We start from the raw sequence: 19,215 nt of genomic DNA, 5'->3' as shown, positions 1-19,215 counted from the left end.
TCCCTTCCCCTCTGGTGATGCAGAGAGGGAGGCCCTCGTTACAGCGTTGAAGAGCGCACCGGGGCTCGTCTCAGTTTTCACCATCGAGCCTCATCGAAAGGGAGGTCACCGTGCCGAGCTTGAGGTGGACGGAGCCTCGCTTGCCGCGTTCATAGGTCATATGGACGCGCATGGGTGGCTCGACGCTCTGTAAGCGATGCGATGCCCTAGGCGCTGCGATGACCGCGTTCGGCCAGAAGCAGACATTCGCGGGAGCCGAATTTTTTGCAGGTGTTAATTAATACTTGAGGTCCAATACGGCAACTGGGGTTTTAAGTCAATGTTTAATTTTTTAGTATCTGGAAACCGCGACGCTTGGAATAGTTTTGGGTACGTCTATCCCCGCAGTAGGTTCCTTGAATATACTGATGCGGATGTTGCTGATAGCTTCAGAGAATTGGAGTCGCGGCAAATAGACGCTTTGCTCGAATTACCATGCATGTTTGCATACGAGGGAACGGATGAGCCTGTTCGTATCGGGCGCTTAAAAACTATCAAACATCGCAACCGAAATCAAGACCTTTATATTGAATTTGAATTTGATCCCAACATTGAACCCATTCCTTATGAATCAATACTGCCTCTTCAGGGGGCACTTGACATTCGTGATTGGGAAATGAATCGGACACACTGGGCAATTAAGGACGAAGATCTCTTTGACGTATTGTCAAGGGCTGGCGTGCCTGGGATTAATTTCGGCTCGAAAAAAATTTATCGTTCTGATTTGCCTGAGCCGGTTCCGCCTCAAAACCACGCAGACAACGTCGGAAGCTTTGTTGAGACGGTATTGCGTTTAAGTGTCGGCACTAGCGAGGTCTTTTATCGGGGACATTCAAAGCGCAAAGGCTATCTCTTAGAGCCTTCGTTGCTAAGGAAGGACGAAAAAGGCAACGTTATCTACCTAAATAACGAAGACGTCATGTACCGCGAGCTTCTCGTGTCCAATTCTGGAGATTTTCGCGAAGATGTTTACACACTAGATCGCCTTGTGAGGGCGCAGCATTATTCTCTGCCGACGAGGCTGCTGGATATTACATCAAACCCACTGATTAGCTTGTATTTTGCATGCATCTCCAATGCTCAACAGGACGGCGAGGTCATTATGTTTTTCATCCCGCCTGATAAAGTCAAATACTTTGACTCCGATACGGCTAGTTGTATTGCAAATCTCGCCAGACTTTCCCAAGAAGACAAGAGCAATATTGATTACTCAAGAATGGAAGATATAGAAGGCTTTAACAAACAGCAAGCAGTTAAAAGACTGCTCCATTTTATAAAAGAAGAAAAGCCATATTTCGAAGGTAGAATTTTACCTGCCGACATGCGTTCAGTCATTTGTGTAAAGGGCAAGCACACAAATAATCGCATATCCTTTCAATCAGGTGCCTTTCTATTGTTTGGGCATGACGCAGCACTCCCAGAAGAAGGAAGTGAGGACATGAAAATTCTTAGGATAGGAATCAGCAATAAAGTCGAGATACTAGCCCAGCTTGATCGGCTAAATATCAATGAACGAACAGTTTATCCAAACATTGATAATTCTGCAAAATACATCGCGAAGCGTTTCGCACTAAAGCCTAATCAAACACTATCTTAGTGGCTGCGCGACGTTTTTCAGTTATGGCTTAATATACCAACTGTCCGCTTTGGGCCCAAAGCAGACGCTCGCGCGTCACTTACGACCGACTGCTTCGCGATCGCAAACATTCGTATGCCGACTTGGGCTAGCTGCTATTAGCCAGCAGCGGTCCTGGAGAACGTCACACAGCCTATCCCTCGGCGACCCTTGTGAGTATAAGGCGGCCATAACTAAGTCTGATGTTCACCTACGAAAGCGAACGTCGCAACGCATCAGGAATCAACCTTCCTGCCGATTTGCGCACATCAGTCTCGATACTTCACAAGACAGAACGAATGAATTCCGAAAAATTCTTCAAGAGCGCGATTAAGCGCCCAACGCGAGCGGATTGGATTTCGCTGGTCTGCGGCTCCAAATTGCATCTAAGAAATTCTGAAGCTGAGAATTTTTGCCGCGAAAAACCTCTTTAATAATAAATCGATTTATCTCAATGATTTGGTCCGGGCTCTCCCAGCCTTGCACCTCCATATTCCCAATAGCGCCTGAATATTTCTCTGTAATCAGAGATAGAAATGATCTGGAACCATCCGGTATATTTTTTGGACTCGAATGAAACGAAACTTCATTGGAGAAGTTGAATGCGTAGCTATGCTTGTACGTTTTAACTGGCGCATGAGGGAAGATCGAAACGAGGTTTTGCAGTACAGGAATGCTTGAACAGGAGAATTTTAATTTCCCCACTTGAATGGTAGACTGCTGCAAGACCATCGGCGAAAGATGGGAGTAGACATAGTGCCATGGAATGGCTAAAGAGTTTAGCAGGCTATCGTCTGTAAACGTGGGCGCGACATATATTGTGCGACCCGGGTATATCAATGAGAGTCGAAAAAGGCAATTATGCTGCAACTCTTCAGGAGTACTTATATTTTCTGGCGGCGCTCTTAGGCCAAAATGCATTACCCCCAATGTATCATCAAAGCCGAAGCTCTTGCGCCCCTTAATAAACTTGCTATTTTCTTGATAAGCATATTTTGCCACCTTGAATTGCATATAAACTTGATAGAGTGCTTCAACATCTGCGTCGTAACCAAGCTTTCTTTCCAAATGTTTGGATGCAGACCTAATGCTGAAATTTTTGTAGCTGGTCGAGCGCTCCAAGATGCGTGTAACAAAAATAAGTAAATCATCCTCATTGAATTTCGGGTTGGCAGGCATCAATCCTTTAATTTGGCTCATCACATCCCCTAATTTTTATCTGTCGCTATTTAAGCTTTCGCTTCTAGCCCCGATTCTGCCTCCGAAAGAGATGTCTGCTTGTGGCCGGAACCGGCCGTTGGACCCGGCGTTCGCATTCGTACTGGTCGATTTGGAGAAAGCCATATCGCGGTTGATACCCAAGCCGGCGGCCTCAGCACGGGACCTTCGCCGCATATCTCATACATGCGGAACCGGCGCGCCAGTCAGCTAGCATTCGATGTACGGAGGAGCACCGGTACCCGCCAAAGGTCGCTGAGCCTGGTGGCCACGGGCCACTTTCGGGACGAGATGCACTGCAAGGAAGAGATCCTTCAGACAGGGAGAAACCAACAATGCACCTGGCCAAACTGGTCATCAAGAACTTCCGCAAGCTCGCGCATGCGGAGCTGTCATTTCAGGCCGGCCTGAATGTCCTAGTCGGCGGCAACAACGTCGGCAAGACGGCGGTGGTCGACGCCTTGCGCGCGCTGCTGGCTGGGCACGACGAGCCTTACCCGCGCCTCGGCGAAGAGGACCTGCATCGACCCAAAGGCGGTGTCCCATCTGGCGACATCGTCTTCGAGTACGTGTTCAGCGGGCTGGACGAAGACGATGAAGCGGACTTCCTGGCCGCCCTCGTGCCTGACGCGGCAGGAAAACTCGAAGCGCACATCAAGATCCGCTACTCGGACCCCGACAAGGGCGGCCGCCTGCGCGCCAAGCGGTGGTGCGGTGAGCATGAGGACGTCGGCCTGACGACGGACATGATGGAGAACCTCAGAGGCGTCTACCTGCCGCCGCTGCGCGACGCGTCGCAAGGCCTCAAGCCCGGCCGCACCAGCCAGCTTGCACGGCTGCTGCAACTCTTGGCCGAGGAAGACGGTGTCAAAGGCATCGACAAAGCGCTGCAGGATCTCGACAAAGAGCTGAAGAAGCACCTGCCCATCGTCAATACACAGAAGGCCATCGACACCCGGCATCAGTCCATGCTGGGTACGCAGCTCGCGCAGTTGCTGGAAGTCGGCCTGAGCGCCAGCGACTTCAAGAGCTTGAAGTCCCGGCTGTCGTTGGTCGTGGACGCCTTCGAGATCGAGCAGAACGGGCTGGGATTCAACAACCTGATCTACATGGCGGTCGTGCTCAGCGAGCTGACCAAGAACCCAGACTCCTGCTACCGCGGACTGATCGTCGAGGAGCCGGAGGCACATCTGCACCCGCAGCTTCAAGCCGTGCTGCTGCAGTACCTGCAGTCCATCCAGGCCATCGACGGCGAGAAGCCGGTCCAGCTGTTTGTCACCAGCCACTCGCCCAACTTCGCAAGCATTGCCGACCTGGATAGCCTGGTGTGCCTCGTCGACACGGGCGCTGCGGTCGAGACCTTCCTTCCCCGCAGCATTACCTTCGACAAAGGGAAACGCGAGAAGCTAGAGCGCTACCTCGATGTCACACGCGCTGAGCTCTTCTTTGCTCGTCGGGTCATCTTTGTCGAAGGCGCGGCCGAGCTCATGATGGTAGACGCGCTCGCCGAGCGCATGGGCTTAAACCTGCGCCAGCATGGCGTGAGCCTGATCAGTGTCGAGGGGCTGAACTTCGATTCGTTCTTGCCTCTCTTCGGCGACAAGGCGCTGAAGATCCCGGTGGCGGTCCTCACAGATGCCGACCCAGTGGCGCCCAAGCCTGTCCCAGCGGGCGCAGTTGCTACGCCTTCAGCACCAGCGGTGGCCGCACCAGCGGTGGCCGCACCAGTTGCGGCACCGACAGTAGCGGCACCGGCAGTAGCACCGGCACCTGCGACCGAGGACGAAGACAACGAAGACGACGATGCCGAGCCGCTATATCCCGCGCCGGGAGACACCCTCACCGTCTCGGCGAACGCCGCGAAGATGAAGGCTCGCGAGGATAGCCACGTCAAAGTGTTCTATGGCCTCAAGACTTTCGAGTACGACCTGGCCCTGGATCCTGACAACCGCGCCGCCATGCTGAAAGCGCTGAAGGAACTGCGGCCTCGGATCGCCAAGTCACTCGGAACCACCGTCGCCGCGGAGGTCGGTGACGCTGCCAAGGCCAAGGCGCTGTTCTGCGGCATGTTCGAACGCAAGACAAAGAACGTCCAGAAAGGCAGCTTTGCTCAGTCGCTGGCGCAGGTCATTTCAGACGAGATGGTCTCCTTCAATGTGCCGGCCTACATACAGGACGCCATCAAGCACGTCTGCAAAGCAGCAGCGACGTCGGCCTTATGAGCGGCCTCACCCCTGAGCAGCAAGGCGTCGTCGACGCGCCGATGGTGCCGCTTTGCGTCATCGCTTGCGCTGGTAGTGGCAAGACCAAGACCGCCGTGCACCGCGTTGTGCAGATGCGGCGAAATCTCGGCGAGGCGCGCGGCCGCGTGGCGCTGCTATCCTTTTCCAACGTAGCGGTCGACACCTTCCGCAGGGCCTATGACGATCTGGCCGGCAGCCTGCCGTCCAACGCCGGCCGATCGCGGGTGGACATCGACACGCTCGACGGATTCATCACCACGCACATGATCCGGCCCCATTGCCATCGGACCATGCAGTCGCCGCGGGCGGCCTTCCTTGTGACGGGCGATGAAACGTTCCTGGAAGGCTTCAAGTTCTCGACGTCATCGTTTCCTCAGTCGATCAAGGAGTTGAAGCTGGCGTTTGTCAACGGCAAGGAGGTCTTCTTCTACGTGTTCAACGAACAGCCTGACCTGGTCGACACCTCCATCGCGCGCAACCTCATCGCGAAGCTGGGCCGCACGGGCGCCTATACCCACGACCTCGGGCGCTACTGGGCCTACCGGGCGCTGAAGGAGCAACCGAAACTTCTCGCCGCACTTGCACGTCGCTATCCGCACATCGTGATCGACGAGGCCCAAGACATCGGGTCGGTCCATCAGGCCATTCTGGAACTGCTGATAGGTGCCGGCTCTCGCGTGACGTTGATCGGCGACCCCAATCAGGGCATCTATGAGTTCGCGGGCGCCGACGGAAAGTTCCTCATCGAATACCACCAGCGCGCCGGTGTTCAGCAGCACTCGCTGAAGAAGAACTTCCGTTCGGCCCCCTGTATCGTGGACTTGGCCAATGGCCTGTGCGGCCGCGTCGACGTCGCCGAACGGCCCCCGCCTGGCACGCCACACGGTGCCTTCTTCACCGGCTATAAGGGAGACCAGCACCCCCAGCTCATCTCTTCATTCCAGGGTGCCATGTCAGCCGCCGGCGCGGACATCAAGCGTTCCGCCATCTTGTGCCGAGCCAAGAAGTTGGCTGGGACACTTCGTGGCGACGAGGCACCGGTTGGCCAAGGCCTGGTCAAGCTGTTCGCCGCCGCCGCGGTGCTGCGTGATCGCCGCAAAGACTTCCTCAGGGCGTTCCAACGCGTAGCCGTCGCGGTGGTCGCACTGCTGGACAACGCACCTCACGGCCTGGTGAGCCAGATCACGCAACCGTCCAACAAGCCCGATGACCGGAAACTGCGCAAGGCGATCTGGGCCTTCACCCGCTACCCTGTAACCGGCCTGCCGTCGTCGTCCCTGGTGGGCGACAAGGAGTGGCATGCCCAGCTGCTGGCGCGCATCAAAGTGCTGCTGACCGACCTCGAAAACGACTTCGGCTTCACGCAAGTCGCCAACCTCGGCAACAAGATTTCTAAGAAGGCGTTGCCGAGCACGCCGCTGATCAGCGCCAAGGACTTGGCTGATGACAATGCAACGGCACTGCGGATCGACACTGTGCACAAGGCCAAGGGAGAAAGCCTGGACGCCGTCCTGTATGTGACTACCAAGGAGCACGTGAAGGAAATGCTGGGCGGCGTCACGACAGAGTTGGGCCGCATTGGTTACGTCGCGGCGACGCGAGCCCGGGACCTGCTCTGGGTAGCTGTACCTCACAACGCCCTGAAAGAGCTTCGGCCGGCGTTGATCGCCAAAGGATTCGTGGAAGTAGGTGCGGCGGCAGCGCCTGCAGCCAAAGCCACGGCGCACGTCATGATCGCGCCCGTTCTGGCAAGCCATCCGGTCGTCCCGACTGTCCTGCCGGTCGCAAGTCCGGACTCCATCCAAATGCCATGATGGACATGGACGACAAGCTGATCGGATTTCTCTACGCGGTCGTCGGCGCTGCCATCGCTTTGTTAGGCAAATGGGCGATCGACGCCATCACCCGGCGCAGCGAGAAGAGCAACCACGCGGCCTACTTGTGCGTGCGGGTCGTCTGCGAACTGGACCGTTTCGCGACGGGTTGCGCCGCCGTAGCTCAGGATTTCGGCCCCGAGCCTAATGACGAAACTTCCGAGATGGCGGCGGTGCGCGACCCGAGCTTTGCTCCTCATGATCTTCCGGTCGACTGGAAGTCGATCGACATCCGGTTGGTCTACGACGTCCTGAATCTTCCCGGCGAGCAGGCGCTTGCCGAAAGCCGCATCACCGAGCACTGGAACCATGCCTGGACCGACGCCGAAAGCACCTTGGAGATGCGACGGGAGCTGTATCTCAAGCTCGGCCTCAAGGCGGCCAGGCTGTCCAGGTCCCTGCGGCGGATTGGCAAACTGCCGCCCGCCGATGATTCGTTGGACCGGCTGGAGGAGCTAGATGGAGAGGCTAAGGAGCGTGCCGCGGCCGTGGCCAAGCGGCTGACGGAGCTGCCGGAGACGCCCTGGCCGGCGTCGGCTGTCCCGAAAGCTTGAGTTCAACTAGCTAACCGTTCTGCGTGGTATGAATAACTGACAGCAACGGGTCATCTGAAACGGTCGCAGAACGCTGCAGCGGTCCCTCGGACGTCGTCAGCGCGGCCAGCAGTATCGTACGGCCGCCTTTCCGTCAAACCAGCCGGTTAGAATCTACGCCGGCCGGAACCTTGAAGACCGGGACTGGCGCAGGACCGGTCGCACGACGCCACTCGCCTAATGGCCGAGATCGCTGTAGAACAGACCTCCGGCGTGGCGGCTTCAGGCTGTGAGCGGTCTGTCGCCGGACGGCAGGCTTGATGGGACAGCGCTACAAACCTGAGATACCCATCAGCGGTCGTTCGTGTTGGCCAGCAATCGACCGAGGCTGTGTGAAAACCCTCACCCGGCGTGACATCTGCGCCAGTAGTCTTCACAGGCATATTGAGCACCGAGGTCAATATGTCCATATACATCGAAGGCCAGGATCGGCAACAGGTCATGCTGTTGCCAGAGTGCCTGGATGACTTCATCGCCGAGGACAACCCGATCCGTGTGGTTGATGTCTTCGTCGGCGAGTTGAACTTGGCGTCACTGGGTTTCGAAGGCTCAACGCCTGCCTTTACGGGGCGCCCGTCCTACCACCCCGCAGTGCTGCTGAAGATCTATATCTACGGTTACCTCATCATCAGCGCGTCCACCACGAGCTGCGAGGTCAGCAGCCCAGAGAGGTGTCTTGTGGCGCATCAAGGATGCGGACAATGTCAACTCAGTGGTTGAAATAGCCGCATTTTTAGCCGCAAATAGTTCTCTGAATTCACGGATAGATTCAGCAAAATCATAGACTTACATGAGTCCCTTATCCGCAAATGGTCATGCAATCTGTCGCGCTGTTGACGCCTCTCACCCTACGGCACTTTGCATCAGTTTTCGCCTCAGCGCACGCTGGACTTCTGGGTCAGAAAGCCCGGTAGTGCCCTCACAAGCTACCAAATTGCCGATGGCGAGCGGGGGCCAGTCCTCGATGTCATCGTCCAGCGCGATCCAGTGGCGCGGTTTTCTCCGCTGCACATCTGCCAGTATCTGCATGCCTCGCGGGGTGCTGCGGAACGACGCCAGGCTCCATGGATCGGCCCCATGGACGCGCTTGTGGTACGTGCCGCCAATGAATCGCGCTCGCAGTTGCTCGGGCAGCCGCTGGAGCGTCTTGGCATAACCTGGGCGGGTGCACCAGGTGCTGCTCAACACCAGGGCTACAGATGGATGCAGGGCCAGTTCCTCTTCCAAAATAGGAAGCCATTCAAACAGCGTATTGCGTGTTCCGGACGCACCTGAACACTGAGTCCATTTCGACCTGACCACTATGCCAGCACCGATGACAGATCGCCAATCACACTATCCAGGCGCGCCTCTAGGGCAGGATTCGGCCAAGAGCGGTTGCCCAGGCGTCTTTTGAAAATACCCGAAAGCGGACCCCCAAAACATGCGTCTTCAATTCGCGATTGCTATTCTCTTGGCGACAAGTTGCTCATTTTCTTGGGCAGGTTCGTGCGACAAACTGCTCGCAAATGACCAACTGATAGATTGCCTCGGACGCGAGTTCACTGCTATCGATGCTCGCCTAAACAGAATCTACGGCCAGCTTCGCAATCGACTCAGCGACGAAAAAAAGGAGACCCTTCGGAAGGGCGAGATTGCTTGGCTCTCCTATCGAGATGCTCATTGCGAACTTCTCGCCTCGGGTGCCGCCGGTGGTCAAGGCTACCAACCCATGTACATCAGCTGCCAGGCCTCTGAGACTGCCCGCCGCGTGCGCGAATTGCAGGAGCTGACAAAGTCAGTTCCCCAAGACTAAGCGGAATGCTTTACCCCCTACAGCCAATCATCCGGCAGAATTCGGCCAAAAGCAGTCGGTAGCGGCTAGCGGAAACGAAGCTCAACGCTCGAACTAAGGCGCCCGTGGAGGCGACACCGCTTAGCCGCGAAAGTCTATTTACTCCAATGCCTGGAGCGGCCAAGCGGTGTTCACCGCAGTGGGTCGCCGCTTGGGTAGGTTCTCATTGCTCTTGCAAAGATTCTCGCTACTTGCAAATGGCAATGCGAACACGCGTCACGGTGCAGCGCGATTTCCATCATAATGAAGGCAGGCGGCCGCCTCGGTTCTCGCGCTCCGAAAAAAGCCTGGTTCTACTTTTTCCGACTCTGATTCCCCCAACGTCCGACTGGACCTATCAGGGGCGTAATGCGCGTGGCCCCTGTAAGGAAAAATCATGTCGAACGAAACAACCCCCGACTACGTCCGCGAGGCGGCATTCCATCTTCGTCATGTTGCCGAGCAGCATGGCCACAAGCTTCGCTCAGCAACTGCACATGAACTGATCGCCGGATATTTCGGCTTCAAGTCCACCGGTGGCTACAAGGAGACTCATTTAATCGAGTCGCTGGTATTTATGCCTGCGCATGGTGCGCCGAAGACCATGATGATTGAGGTTCCTGTGGACGGCGTTCCCTCTCCGGACGAACAATTTCCGCATCACATTGAGCCGAATGTGCCTTCCCTTGAGCGAGCCATCGCCAAGGTTGGTAGCCGTGCTGGTCTTGATGTCAAGGATGCCTTGTGGCTCGCCCGGGGCATTCAGACGGGTTTAGCGCCAGCGTGCATGTCAACCGGTGTGAAATCCATCGACAACCTGCCGGTGTACGACACCGACGACGTGCTGATTGGCTTTGGAAGCTCCGTCGCGGTCAACCGAGGCGAGTTCAGTACATGCCACTGCTGTGGGCCCGATCGCCTGTACCCTTCGAGCGAGATGTACCCAAACGGGCTTTGCCGAGAGCATCGTGACGAGTTCACCCTGGATGCGGAGGAGGCCCAGGACCACGCAGACTTCGCGGAGTACCACCGCAACCGGTAAGGGAAGCTTCCAGAATGAGAGGCCCGCTTGACGGGCCTTTTTTCATCGCTTCATCGGGCGCCAAATCGCAGCCGAAGCCCCTATGCGGTAGGTTTTTAGCGGTCTATGGGAATGGCACCTCGATCCGTTCTCACTGAATCTACGGTTTTCACGGGCATGCATGGCTCTGGGTTTGCAAATCCAATGAGAACCTAATGCTTGAGCGAGGGTTTAGACGACCGGGCGCCGCGACTCGCCGTATGGCTTGTAGTTTTTGTCTTCGTAGAACTGGTCAGAATATCTTGATCCCGATACCTCCGGCAGCAGATCGCGGTACTTTCCCCAGTTTAAAACATGCACCCCATACAGCTCTTTTCCGAACCCCACGTTGAGTCCAGAGGATTTTCCTGCAGGCCAGTGAGAATAGATCAGCAGTCTTTCGACAAGCGTTATGTGCTTTGTCCAAACAGAGTCTCTTGGCGTCTTGTTATATCCTGAGATGCGGCCGACGTAGAAACACACTCGCGTTGAGTCTTGATTGTGGAAGTTCCAGCCTTCCTGGGAAAGGCGTACGCCAAACGTCTGCTTGTCCGCTTTTCCTATATAGAGCAGTACATCCGATCCATAAACTGGATGCGCGCCATAAACTTGGTAGACACCGTAGTCAATAAACTCATCTTTGAGTCGCTTGGCAGCGTCGTACGAATGTGGGCCATCCCATTCGACGTGCAGATGTGTTGTGATTGGTTCCAAAATCACTCCCGAAGTGGATAGTTCTGTTCTCGGCCGCCTAAGGGGCTAGGTAAGCCGAATGCCGTAGGTGGATCTGCTTGAGCGAAGGGTTATCTTTAAATCTCGGTTCTCTTTGAGTAATGAATTATTAGGTCGTAAAGTTCATTGGCAGCCGATTTTGCTTTAGATATCTCAATTTTTTTGAAAGATATCAGCAAATCACTTGCTTGGTACTCCGATCGATGGTCTGCATATTTCTTGAAAAGCAAAATTGCTTTATCCCGCAGCTCTCCATTTAAATTCTTAAAAGCGTCATCGAATTCAGTCGAATACGCTATGTAATCCCATTCAACATCTGCAAGCGTTGTCCTGCATCTCAAAATAATGAAGGGAATCGCGTGTTTTCTGCAATATTCGAACCAATCGTTGTTGGCTTTTGATTGTGGATCGTTTTTTGGTAATTCGAAATACTTTTGCATAAATATATTTAAAGCCATCTAACGTGATGCACCCGTAAACCTTGCGAATTAAGATAGACTGTGCGGGATATTCTGACAACTATAGCTTGCCAATAGGCAGGCACCGCGCCAGACCGATCGGTTTGGACAGCAAGCCAGCTAGTAGTAAGTCAACGGCAGCTTTGGGGTCGTTTCGTCTACCGGCTGCTTAGGGCCCAAAGCGGCCAAGCACTAAGAGTGGCTAACAAAACCTCTCGACGAAGCGCAAGCAGATGATGGAGCAGGCGAGCTTGAGCAAGGCCAGATGGGTGTCCAGCTGTCGCTCGAAACGGATGCGCAATTTGCCAAAGCCTGCAATCCAGGCATGCGTGCGCTCGACCACCCAGCGATGGCGCCCGAGCCGTTCACTGCTCTCGAGGCCACGTCGTGCAATGCGCACTTGGATGCCACGCTCGAGTAGTGCCTTGCGGCACTTGTCGTAGTCGTAGCCCTTGTCTGCGTGCAGCTTGTCCGGTCGTCTCCTTGGCCTGCCTTGCAAACCTCCTACAGGTCGCACGGCGTCGATCACACTCTCCAAGAACATCGAGTCGTGCCTATTGGCTGCGCTCACCAATATCGCCAGCGGCACGCCGCGAGCATCGGTCAGGACATGGCGCTTGCTGCCGAGCTTGCCCCGGTCGGTCGGGTTGGGACCGGTCGCTTCGCCCCCCGGGGGCTTGCAACGCTCGCGCCATCGATGCTTGCGCGGCTCCAGTCGATTTGGTCGTACTGGCGCAGGCGATGGAGCAGCGCCTGATGCAGTCGATCCCAGACGCCTTCGTGTTGCCACTGCCGCAGACGTCGCCAGCAGGTCATGCCGCTGCCGAAGCCGAGTTCTTTCGGCAGGTCTTCCCATGGGATGCCAGTCATCAGGACGAAGAGGATGCCGTTGAAGGCGGCGCGGTAGTCGCTCCGCGGCCGGCCTCCCTTGGGCGAGGGTTTCGGCTGTGGTACCAGTGGCTCGAATTCTTGCCAGAGTTTTGGCTGATCAAGGCTCGTTTCATGTACACGGTGACGCTGCTCAGCCTTGCAAGTTCCCGGTTTTGTTAGCGACTCTAAGAGCAACTCACGTTGCATAGCAAGCGACCAGTGCTGCGGCTCAGGGCGATTCATAATTCTGAGTAATTTAAAAATGGAATTGTTTAGATGAGTGATCTGATAACACAGTTGACCAGGGGAGAGCGGCTGCTTCTGGATACGACTCTTAAAAGCTACAGTCCATTCGAGGGCCGTGATCGCGCGATGCAGCTACACGCCGATGTGTTGATGGAGGTTACGAAGAAGATTCCGAAAGACACGGTCGAGGACGCTGTGTTGCCCTATCCAGTGGAGTACCAACAGCTGACCCTGTCAGCAGAAACTCAGCAAGTTATTGATCGGGCATTTGCGGGCGGTAGCGCATTCCGGAATGAGCCCGTAACTGCTGAGCACATTCGCCAGGCACGGGAGTTTATTCAGCAGCGCTATGAGTTTGACGCTTCTGCGGTACCGGTGCATATTTCACGAGTACCCCAAACGGAAAGCGTCGAAGGTTTCTTCATGTCTTGCGGCATCGCCGACGGAGCCGTCTTTCTACCTTCTGTGTTCTGCTCGCCCGTCGAACTGATCGTTCACGAGCTCGGACACGCGATGCATACGACAATTCGTCGACAGCAGCGGCCCACCGACTACCGTTTCTGGATGGAGCGATACCCGATCGAGTCTGAGATGTGCGCGTATCACGCGCAATTCAGCTACCTGCTCATGTATGGCACCCGAGTGCAGTTCTATGTGGCACTCGGAGCGTTGCTCACCCAGGTGTCGCAGCTTCTGTGTTTACAAGCTTTGAGCGCAGGGAAGTCTCTGACGGACTTTCAAACATGGCCGCCAGTGCAGGCTTACCGTAACACTGGAGCATGGCAAGCGCTACTCGATATGTATGGGGGAATGCATCCAACACATCCAAACTCAGAGCAAAACACCGCCGTTGCGGTAAGTGCGTACCCCAGGGGTATGGGGTTGGCGCTCGCTCTGAAGTTGATCGATGAGCCGGAGGGACTCGTTGCCTTTATGAAGGAGGACAGTGCAGCGAAGCCGATCCTGCTTAAGCTTAACGAAGCGTTCCCGCACCGTAAGAGTCTGGGCAGTTTGAATGACATCAACGAAGTGATCCATCAAATCAGCGCCCGAATGCAGACATAACGTGGGGCGGTAACCACAGCCGCCCCCAGTATTGTCGATTCGCGAAGGGCCTTGGAGGTTGACAGCTCCTGAGTCTAGCCTTACTACGGGCATAGTAGCGTCAGACGGTTTAGCGAATGTCCGGTTCTGGCCGGTTGCCGCCATCGTAGCAGGGGCAGCATCGGCCCGAAGCGGTCCTAGCATTCGCTCCATGGCGGAAATTGGCGGGGAGGCTAGGCCTGCGTCACAGCGCTGTCGCCATCCGACGCTTCTGGCCCGTAGATGTCGAGTGACAACTGTATGCCGCGCTGCCCCAAAGCAACCATAGTCTCGGGCGAAATTGCCACACCCTCGTTTCGACTGCCCATGAACCATCCGCAAAACAAGTCAACGCGAAACTGAGCCGCAATGCGGCTCCAGACTGATAAGTCTGACGTGACTTGAGCAAGCAACTCAGAGACCTGACTATCAAGGTCTTCCGGCTTGGTTTCCTTCGCGCTTAGACGCCACATGCCAGAGTTCCTTATGACAATGCGCCCAGATGAGGCCGACAGGAACTGATGTCCTTTTGCATGACTGAATGTCGGCTCCGCTCTTAGGAGCCTCGAAATCTTCTCGGGAATTAGGTCGTTGCCCATGATGCGCAACGTTGCCACAGACCGCTCAAGATGCGCCATCAGTGAAGCCTATTCAGATTGACGAACGACCGGTGTTGACCGAGGCTGTGTGAAAACGCGCATCACGCCCTGGACTTTCCGGCCTGCCAAGAAATCGACCGCTCAGATCGGCCTACAACGCACGATCTCGATGCGAGCAATGGTTGAAGTACCCCTGCAAAAGTCGTCTATCGACGTTTTCACACACCCTCGGCCGATACCGGAAGTCTAGCCCACCGCCCCCACTCTGTTCCTCAGCGAGGGTTTCGCAGGCCATGTGCGGCCCTGTGCTCGCGGTGCCGAATTCTGTGTCCACGGTGCCGAACCGGCTGTCTAGGAGAGCCGAAATACGCACAATGGGAACAGATGGGGTGGTGTTACTTCACGCTAGGCGATTTGTCAAACCCTACAGGGGACACCAGCGCTGCGATGAAAACCGGTATAGGGCAGAGAGATTCCGGCCCTTAACGGCATGCTTGGGCATCGTCCTCATGGCGCAGCATCCCCCCAGTAGGGTTTCGTTTCTGCGCATGACGGCGGGAGACTTACTTCATGAACCCCAGACACATCTTTCGCCAGCTGAAGCGCCTTGCCAAGGCAATGGGCAAGTCGTTCTGGCTGCCCCTCTCGTTGGCAGCCGCCTTTTTGGCCGGGCCGGCCTACTGGCAAGGCCGTCCGTTCGAGCTCTCTTTATCGCCGATGCACGGCCTGCACTTCTCTGCTCAAGGCCCAATGAATGCGCCGCCCGTTGCCCAGCAGTTCCCACCGCACGGAGCGGCAAGCCGGGAGAAGTGACGGAGCACCGCGCTCATCGGATGTCGCATTCATAGCGACTGACCGACAGTACGGGTGAGCACAGATCTCCATCGCAGCACCCCTGTGTGAAAGCACCTGTAAAACCCAGTGCACTCGGCCTCCGGACTTCGAAAACAAAGCCGTCGAATGCTCCAATCGGCAGTCCCATTTTTTTGCAGCCTGATCGCAGTGATTCTGAAATTTTTTTTGGTCGCCCCGAGTGCGTTTTTCTTATGCGCTGGTCCTGTCATTGGTTGGCGCCTTCTCAAGTGTTTCGTCCGCCCGCACGCCTCAACATGGCGCCCGTAGGCGATATGCCGACGCCGACCGCCATGGCGCAGAGCTTCAGTCTGGCGAACATGGTTCCTCAGAATTCACAACACAACGGAGGTGCGTGGAACAAGATCGAGCAGGACACGCGCCGCTATGTGCTGCGGGCCAAAGGGGATGTGTATGTGATCACGGGGCCAGTGTTCACGGACAGCGGTCCAACGATTGGTGCGAATCAGGTGAAAGTACCAACGTACCTTTACAAGCTGGTTTATGACGCGACCACGCAGCGGGCTTGGGCGCATTGGCAGCAGAACAAGGCAGGAGAATCGGTTGGCCAGCCCATCAGCTATCAGGAACTGGTCAAGCGGACTGGGGTGGAGTTTCTGCCGAGGATGGCAATGCAGCACTGATCTTGGAGTGCGCCCTAGGAGGCTGCTTTGCAGCGGGAGCGGTCGGTCGTCGGCGGATACCAAGCTCCCGGTCTTGGCTTCAATGCGGTCATTGAACTACCCACTCAATTGCGGCTCCATCGACCGATCAAAAGAGTTGCTGATATTGCCCAATTCGGCCCGGGTACTCCCCGTGCTGCCCCTGCACCATCCTCACCGCGCGCTCGAGTACCTCGAGCGAGAACTTGTTCGACTTGCTCATGGCTCAATCCTCCTAGAGTGTTGAGCCTCCGAAAAAACCGGGGCAGTTCAGACCGTCTTGAACGTGCCCCCTTCTGGGTATCTACTCAACGTGATAGCACTTCTGCGAGTTGCTTATTGATTCAGTCCCGGCGGGGGCGCCATCATGGCGGCTTCAGCCCGTCGAGTCTACGTCCTAGCGCGCCGAACTCAGCCAGCTCGCGTTTGACTGCGGCGGCCCCTCCCACTCTAGTGCTCCGGACAGCGAGGCTGTCATGACATCCCCCAAGCTGTACCTACCCGTCGAGTTCAGAGATTTGCTTGAGAAGACCAGGGTGCTTAGTAAAACTCAAAGCTTCGGCAATATCGGCGGAAGCGTCTAGTTGCAGCGCACGCTTGACCTTGATCCGCTGCAGAAGAAAGCTGCTGCGGTACCTCTCGTTCGCGCCAACCGCAGCGGTTACGGACTCGTCGATCAGCGCTAGTGCTTCCGGAAGCTTGCCCAACGCAAGTTTGACCTGCGACAAATTATGGGCCAGCCAAGGGCGCCCCGGATCGTCGCTGATGGTCTCGAGAATAGCCTCTGCATCGATGAATCGATCCAGCCTGTAGAGCGTCTCACCCCATTTGCGCCGTTGGTAGGCGTTGGGAGACTGGAGAGTCTCAAACGCTTGCAGCGCCTGGCTCAAGTACGTCTCGTTCTCGCTCGCTTGCGCTGCGATCATCATGATTTCGGCGTAAGCGCCTCGGCTCTGATCATCGTCCAGCATCAAAGGGGTAGGTTCAGGCAGGCGCGCCAGCACCCCCTCGACTCGCTCAGGGGCATGCCAGATGAGCGCTCGCACAAAGTTCGCCAGCGAGTGATAGCCCTGCGGAACACCAATCCCGGCGCTGTACAGCGCCTCGCCAAGAAACATCTCCTCGTGTTGGTCGAGAAGCTCTCCCGCCCATGTCTTGCGAGCTAGGTTGAGTGTGTCTCCAAGTGCCAGGAGCAGAGATGGCGAGACGCCTGCGTCCTCTAGCTTTGCGGCAATGATGTCTGTGGCGTATTGCTTTGCCGCCGCATAGCCCTCGGGCCTGAGGCCGAGGGACCTCACCAGCTGGAGCTTGGCATCGTTCAGGGGATAACTGGCGACCACCTCCTGGAATAGCTCCTCGGCTTCGGAATCCCTCCCGAGAGTGCGCAACACTTTAGCCTGGTGGTGCTTGATCTCAGCCACTTGGCGAGCACTTTGGTCTGCCATGCCAGCGAGCGCTCCGTAGGCTTGCATCACTGAATTGAGCCAGCTGGTGACCGCAACTTCTCCCATGGTGTGCTTAAGAAAGCGCGCCTTAGCTTCGATCGTCTCCAGCACGACCAGGATCGCCACTTCGTTTTCGCGAGCGCTGAGAGCGCTCAGTCGCTTGGCTTCCTGAATCGGATCGGGAAGCAACTGGACAGGGATTGCACCGCCGCTCCACGTCATCGCCAAGGCATAAAGGTAGGCCGGACGTCGGTCACCGTTCTCGACGTTTCTTCGGATCTTGGCTCGCAGTTGCGAGGCGATCAGCTGCAGGCCATGCCCGTCATCCCGGATCTGTTTGACGATGAACGCTTCCAGGTGACCGTCGATTGCCCTGGATCGCTGTGTCGTTAGCCAGTCCAGGGACTTGAGCGCTGTGAAGACGATGTCGTGAATTCGAATCGATGCCTTACCTTCAGGCGCCGTGAGGCCATGGCGCTCGAACGCCCTCATACGAAGGGAACCGATGACGTGTTCAAAAAAGGCTCGATCTAAGTTACTTTGGTCCGCCCATTGAAAGAGGCTCAGCTCCTCCTCAAGCGCCGGCCTGAGCCTTCCTAGGATGCTGTCGGCAAGCCGCGCTCCGTGCAGTTGAAACTTGGCTACGTGCGCGCACTCATTCGCAAGCTCGTTCCAAGACGATCCTTCCCGTGCCGCGGCGTTCAGCATCGTCAGGGTAAGTGGGTGACCTCCGACTGTTCGCCAAATCGTGTGGAAGGCTTTGTCGGATAGCTGGCTCGCCACGTCGTGGGTGAGCAAAATGCGGGCCTGATGCTCGTCCATTAGCGGCATGGCGAACGCTCCTGGGGATGAGTGCTGCCGCGTGATCACGACCCGCGAGTCGGGGCCGCACAAGTTCGCCAGCCCGCATGGGTCAAGCCGGGCGTTTGCGTCATCGAGGACCAACATCGTGCGCTCTCGCCGCAGCAAGGCACTCACGTTTCGTTCGGCACCTCCGCGCCGCAGAGGGACCGCAGAGAGGCGCTCAATGCCGTCGATATCTCTGCCGCTGACCCAGAAACGGTAGTGGAATCGACCTTCTGCGCGCGCCAGGCACGCGGCTGCGGCCTGAGATTTGCCGATGCCGCCGATGCCTGTGATCTCAACGCATTTCTTCGTCTCCAGCAGCCGGTCAAGTTCCATGTCGACCGCTGTGTTTGGCAAATAATTCTCGCTCAATGGTGCTGCGGTCAGAGATGCGGGGTGGTCGTCCCGAATGTCCGACAACACAGGCAGGTGGACCGACAGCTTGTCTATGGCGCCGTCCCGAAGCATGAGCGTATCGACGATGGCCTCAGCGATCGCCCGGCTGTCCATAAGATGCAGGCGCCTACCGGACATCCGCGCTTGCCCGAGCGCTTCGTTGACCATGCCTTCGATTTTCCCCGTTTCAGCACGTTGCGAGCTCAGAAGGTAGACATCTTGTGCTCTCGGCGCGAGATCAAGCGCGTGCTCCAGATCGCCCCAGGGCTTGGCCATCTGCCCCGAAAAATACCCCTTGACGATGGAGGCCTCCACGACCACGCGGCCGTCTTCCGAAACGGCATCAAGCGCACCGCCGACAGGGCTGCCAGTGACGGAAGATCCGCGCTGCACCAGCGTGATGTCGTGCAGCTGTTCTATCAGGACGACGGCGAACCTCTCGAATACCGAGCCTGGGGCGAGGACCGCCAGCGATTCCATCAGGCGCGTCACTAAAAGACTACGGGTGTGTTGGTGCACAAAAAGCCTAAACTGATGTCAGCGCCACGCGGCCGCACTCTTCGCAGGCGCA

Annotated in this window: 14 protein-coding genes and 2 pseudogenes; 10 read left to right on the top strand and 6 right to left on the bottom strand. The window is 56.5% G+C overall.

What is annotated here, in order from left to right:
* The first annotated feature begins 478 nt into the window (after positions 1 to 478).
* Positions 479 to 1,636, top strand: a complete 1,158-nt coding sequence (locus tag AC27IQ_RS01020) for an FRG domain-containing protein (protein ID WP_487087523.1) — start codon at positions 479 to 481, stop codon at positions 1,634 to 1,636.
* Between the two features lie 348 nt (positions 1,637 to 1,984).
* On the opposite strand, the gene AC27IQ_RS01015 is transcribed toward AC27IQ_RS01020, so the two are convergent.
* Entirely contained in the window at positions 1,985 to 2,854 is an 870-nt protein-coding gene (locus AC27IQ_RS01015; RefSeq protein ID WP_487087521.1) for a hypothetical protein, read from the bottom strand.
* 353 nt (positions 2,855 to 3,207) lie between these two features.
* On the opposite strand from AC27IQ_RS01015, the gene AC27IQ_RS01010 reads away from it, so the two are divergent.
* From AC27IQ_RS01010 to AC27IQ_RS00995, 4 genes and pseudogenes are all read left to right on the top strand, one after another.
* Positions 3,208 to 5,094, top strand: a complete 1,887-nt coding sequence (locus AC27IQ_RS01010) for an ATP-dependent nuclease (RefSeq protein ID WP_487087519.1) — start codon at positions 3,208 to 3,210, stop codon at positions 5,092 to 5,094.
* A complete protein-coding gene (locus tag AC27IQ_RS01005) occupies positions 5,091 to 6,929 on the top strand; it encodes a UvrD-helicase domain-containing protein (RefSeq protein ID WP_487087517.1) in 1,839 nt (612 codons plus the stop codon). Before AC27IQ_RS01010 ends, AC27IQ_RS01005 begins: the two co-directional genes overlap by 4 nt.
* A gap of 5 nt (positions 6,930 to 6,934) precedes the next feature.
* Positions 6,935 to 7,543: a hypothetical protein gene (locus AC27IQ_RS01000; RefSeq protein ID WP_487087515.1), complete on the top strand. Its 609-nt coding sequence runs from the start codon at positions 6,935 to 6,937 to the stop codon at positions 7,541 to 7,543.
* A 441-nt stretch (positions 7,544 to 7,984) separates the two neighbouring features.
* Positions 7,985 to 8,206 (top strand): annotated as a pseudogene (locus tag AC27IQ_RS00995) (transposase); the annotation flags it as partial.
* Positions 8,207 to 8,425: 219 nt separating this feature from the next.
* On the opposite strand, the gene AC27IQ_RS00990 reads toward AC27IQ_RS00995, so the two are convergent.
* Positions 8,426 to 8,884, bottom strand: coding sequence for an HAD domain-containing protein (locus tag AC27IQ_RS00990; protein WP_487087513.1), 459 nt, complete (start codon positions 8,882 to 8,884; stop codon positions 8,426 to 8,428).
* Between the two features lie 121 nt (positions 8,885 to 9,005).
* Between AC27IQ_RS00990 and AC27IQ_RS00985 the strand changes: the two genes are divergently transcribed.
* Together AC27IQ_RS00985 and AC27IQ_RS00980 are read left to right on the top strand one after the other, a co-directional pair.
* Positions 9,006 to 9,377 (top strand): lysozyme inhibitor LprI family protein, encoded by a 372-nt coding sequence (locus tag AC27IQ_RS00985; RefSeq protein ID WP_487087512.1) that lies wholly within the window; start codon positions 9,006 to 9,008, stop codon positions 9,375 to 9,377.
* A 415-nt stretch (positions 9,378 to 9,792) separates the two neighbouring features.
* Positions 9,793 to 10,437, top strand: a complete 645-nt coding sequence (locus AC27IQ_RS00980; protein WP_317357234.1) for a hypothetical protein — start codon at positions 9,793 to 9,795, stop codon at positions 10,435 to 10,437.
* Between the two features lie 210 nt (positions 10,438 to 10,647).
* On the opposite strand, the gene AC27IQ_RS00975 is transcribed toward AC27IQ_RS00980, so the two are convergent.
* The gene (locus tag AC27IQ_RS00975) at positions 10,648 to 11,169 is read right to left on the bottom strand and encodes a hypothetical protein (RefSeq protein ID WP_487087510.1); all 522 of its coding nucleotides are present in this window, start codon (positions 11,167 to 11,169) and stop codon (positions 10,648 to 10,650) included.
* A 678-nt stretch (positions 11,170 to 11,847) separates the two neighbouring features.
* Positions 11,848 to 12,602 (bottom strand): IS5 family transposase gene (locus AC27IQ_RS00970; RefSeq protein ID WP_487087580.1). Its coding sequence is split into 2 segments (ribosomal slippage): positions 11,848 to 12,323 and positions 12,323 to 12,602, totalling 756 coding nucleotides; the frame shifts between segments, so codons are not numbered across the junction.
* Between the two features lie 189 nt (positions 12,603 to 12,791).
* On the opposite strand from AC27IQ_RS00970, the gene AC27IQ_RS00965 reads away from it, so the two are divergent.
* Positions 12,792 to 13,826, top strand: a complete 1,035-nt coding sequence (locus AC27IQ_RS00965; protein WP_487087508.1) for a hypothetical protein — start codon at positions 12,792 to 12,794, stop codon at positions 13,824 to 13,826.
* Positions 13,827 to 14,038: 212 nt separating this feature from the next.
* On the opposite strand, the gene AC27IQ_RS00960 is transcribed toward AC27IQ_RS00965, so the two are convergent.
* Positions 14,039 to 14,482 (bottom strand): DUF4279 domain-containing protein, encoded by a 444-nt coding sequence (locus AC27IQ_RS00960; RefSeq protein ID WP_487087506.1) that lies wholly within the window; start codon positions 14,480 to 14,482, stop codon positions 14,039 to 14,041.
* A 531-nt stretch (positions 14,483 to 15,013) separates the two neighbouring features.
* On the opposite strand from AC27IQ_RS00960, the gene AC27IQ_RS00955 reads away from it, so the two are divergent.
* Both AC27IQ_RS00955 and AC27IQ_RS00950 read left to right on the top strand, forming a co-directional pair.
* Positions 15,014 to 15,256, top strand: coding sequence for a hypothetical protein (locus tag AC27IQ_RS00955; protein ID WP_487087504.1), 243 nt, complete (start codon positions 15,014 to 15,016; stop codon positions 15,254 to 15,256).
* Between the two features lie 284 nt (positions 15,257 to 15,540).
* A pseudogene (locus tag AC27IQ_RS00950) lies at positions 15,541 to 15,939 on the top strand (DNA/RNA non-specific endonuclease); the annotation flags it as partial.
* 515 nt (positions 15,940 to 16,454) lie between these two features.
* Here AC27IQ_RS00950 and AC27IQ_RS00945 read toward each other — a convergent pair.
* Positions 16,455 to 19,124, bottom strand: a complete 2,670-nt coding sequence (locus AC27IQ_RS00945) for a hypothetical protein (protein WP_487087503.1) — start codon at positions 19,122 to 19,124, stop codon at positions 16,455 to 16,457.
* Positions 19,125 to 19,215: the final 91 nt, after the last annotated feature.

Source organism: Acidovorax sp. KPB24-07 (assembly GCF_057543315.1).
Note: the sequence above shows the minus strand (reverse complement) of the source record. Positions and strands in the feature narration are given on the sequence as shown.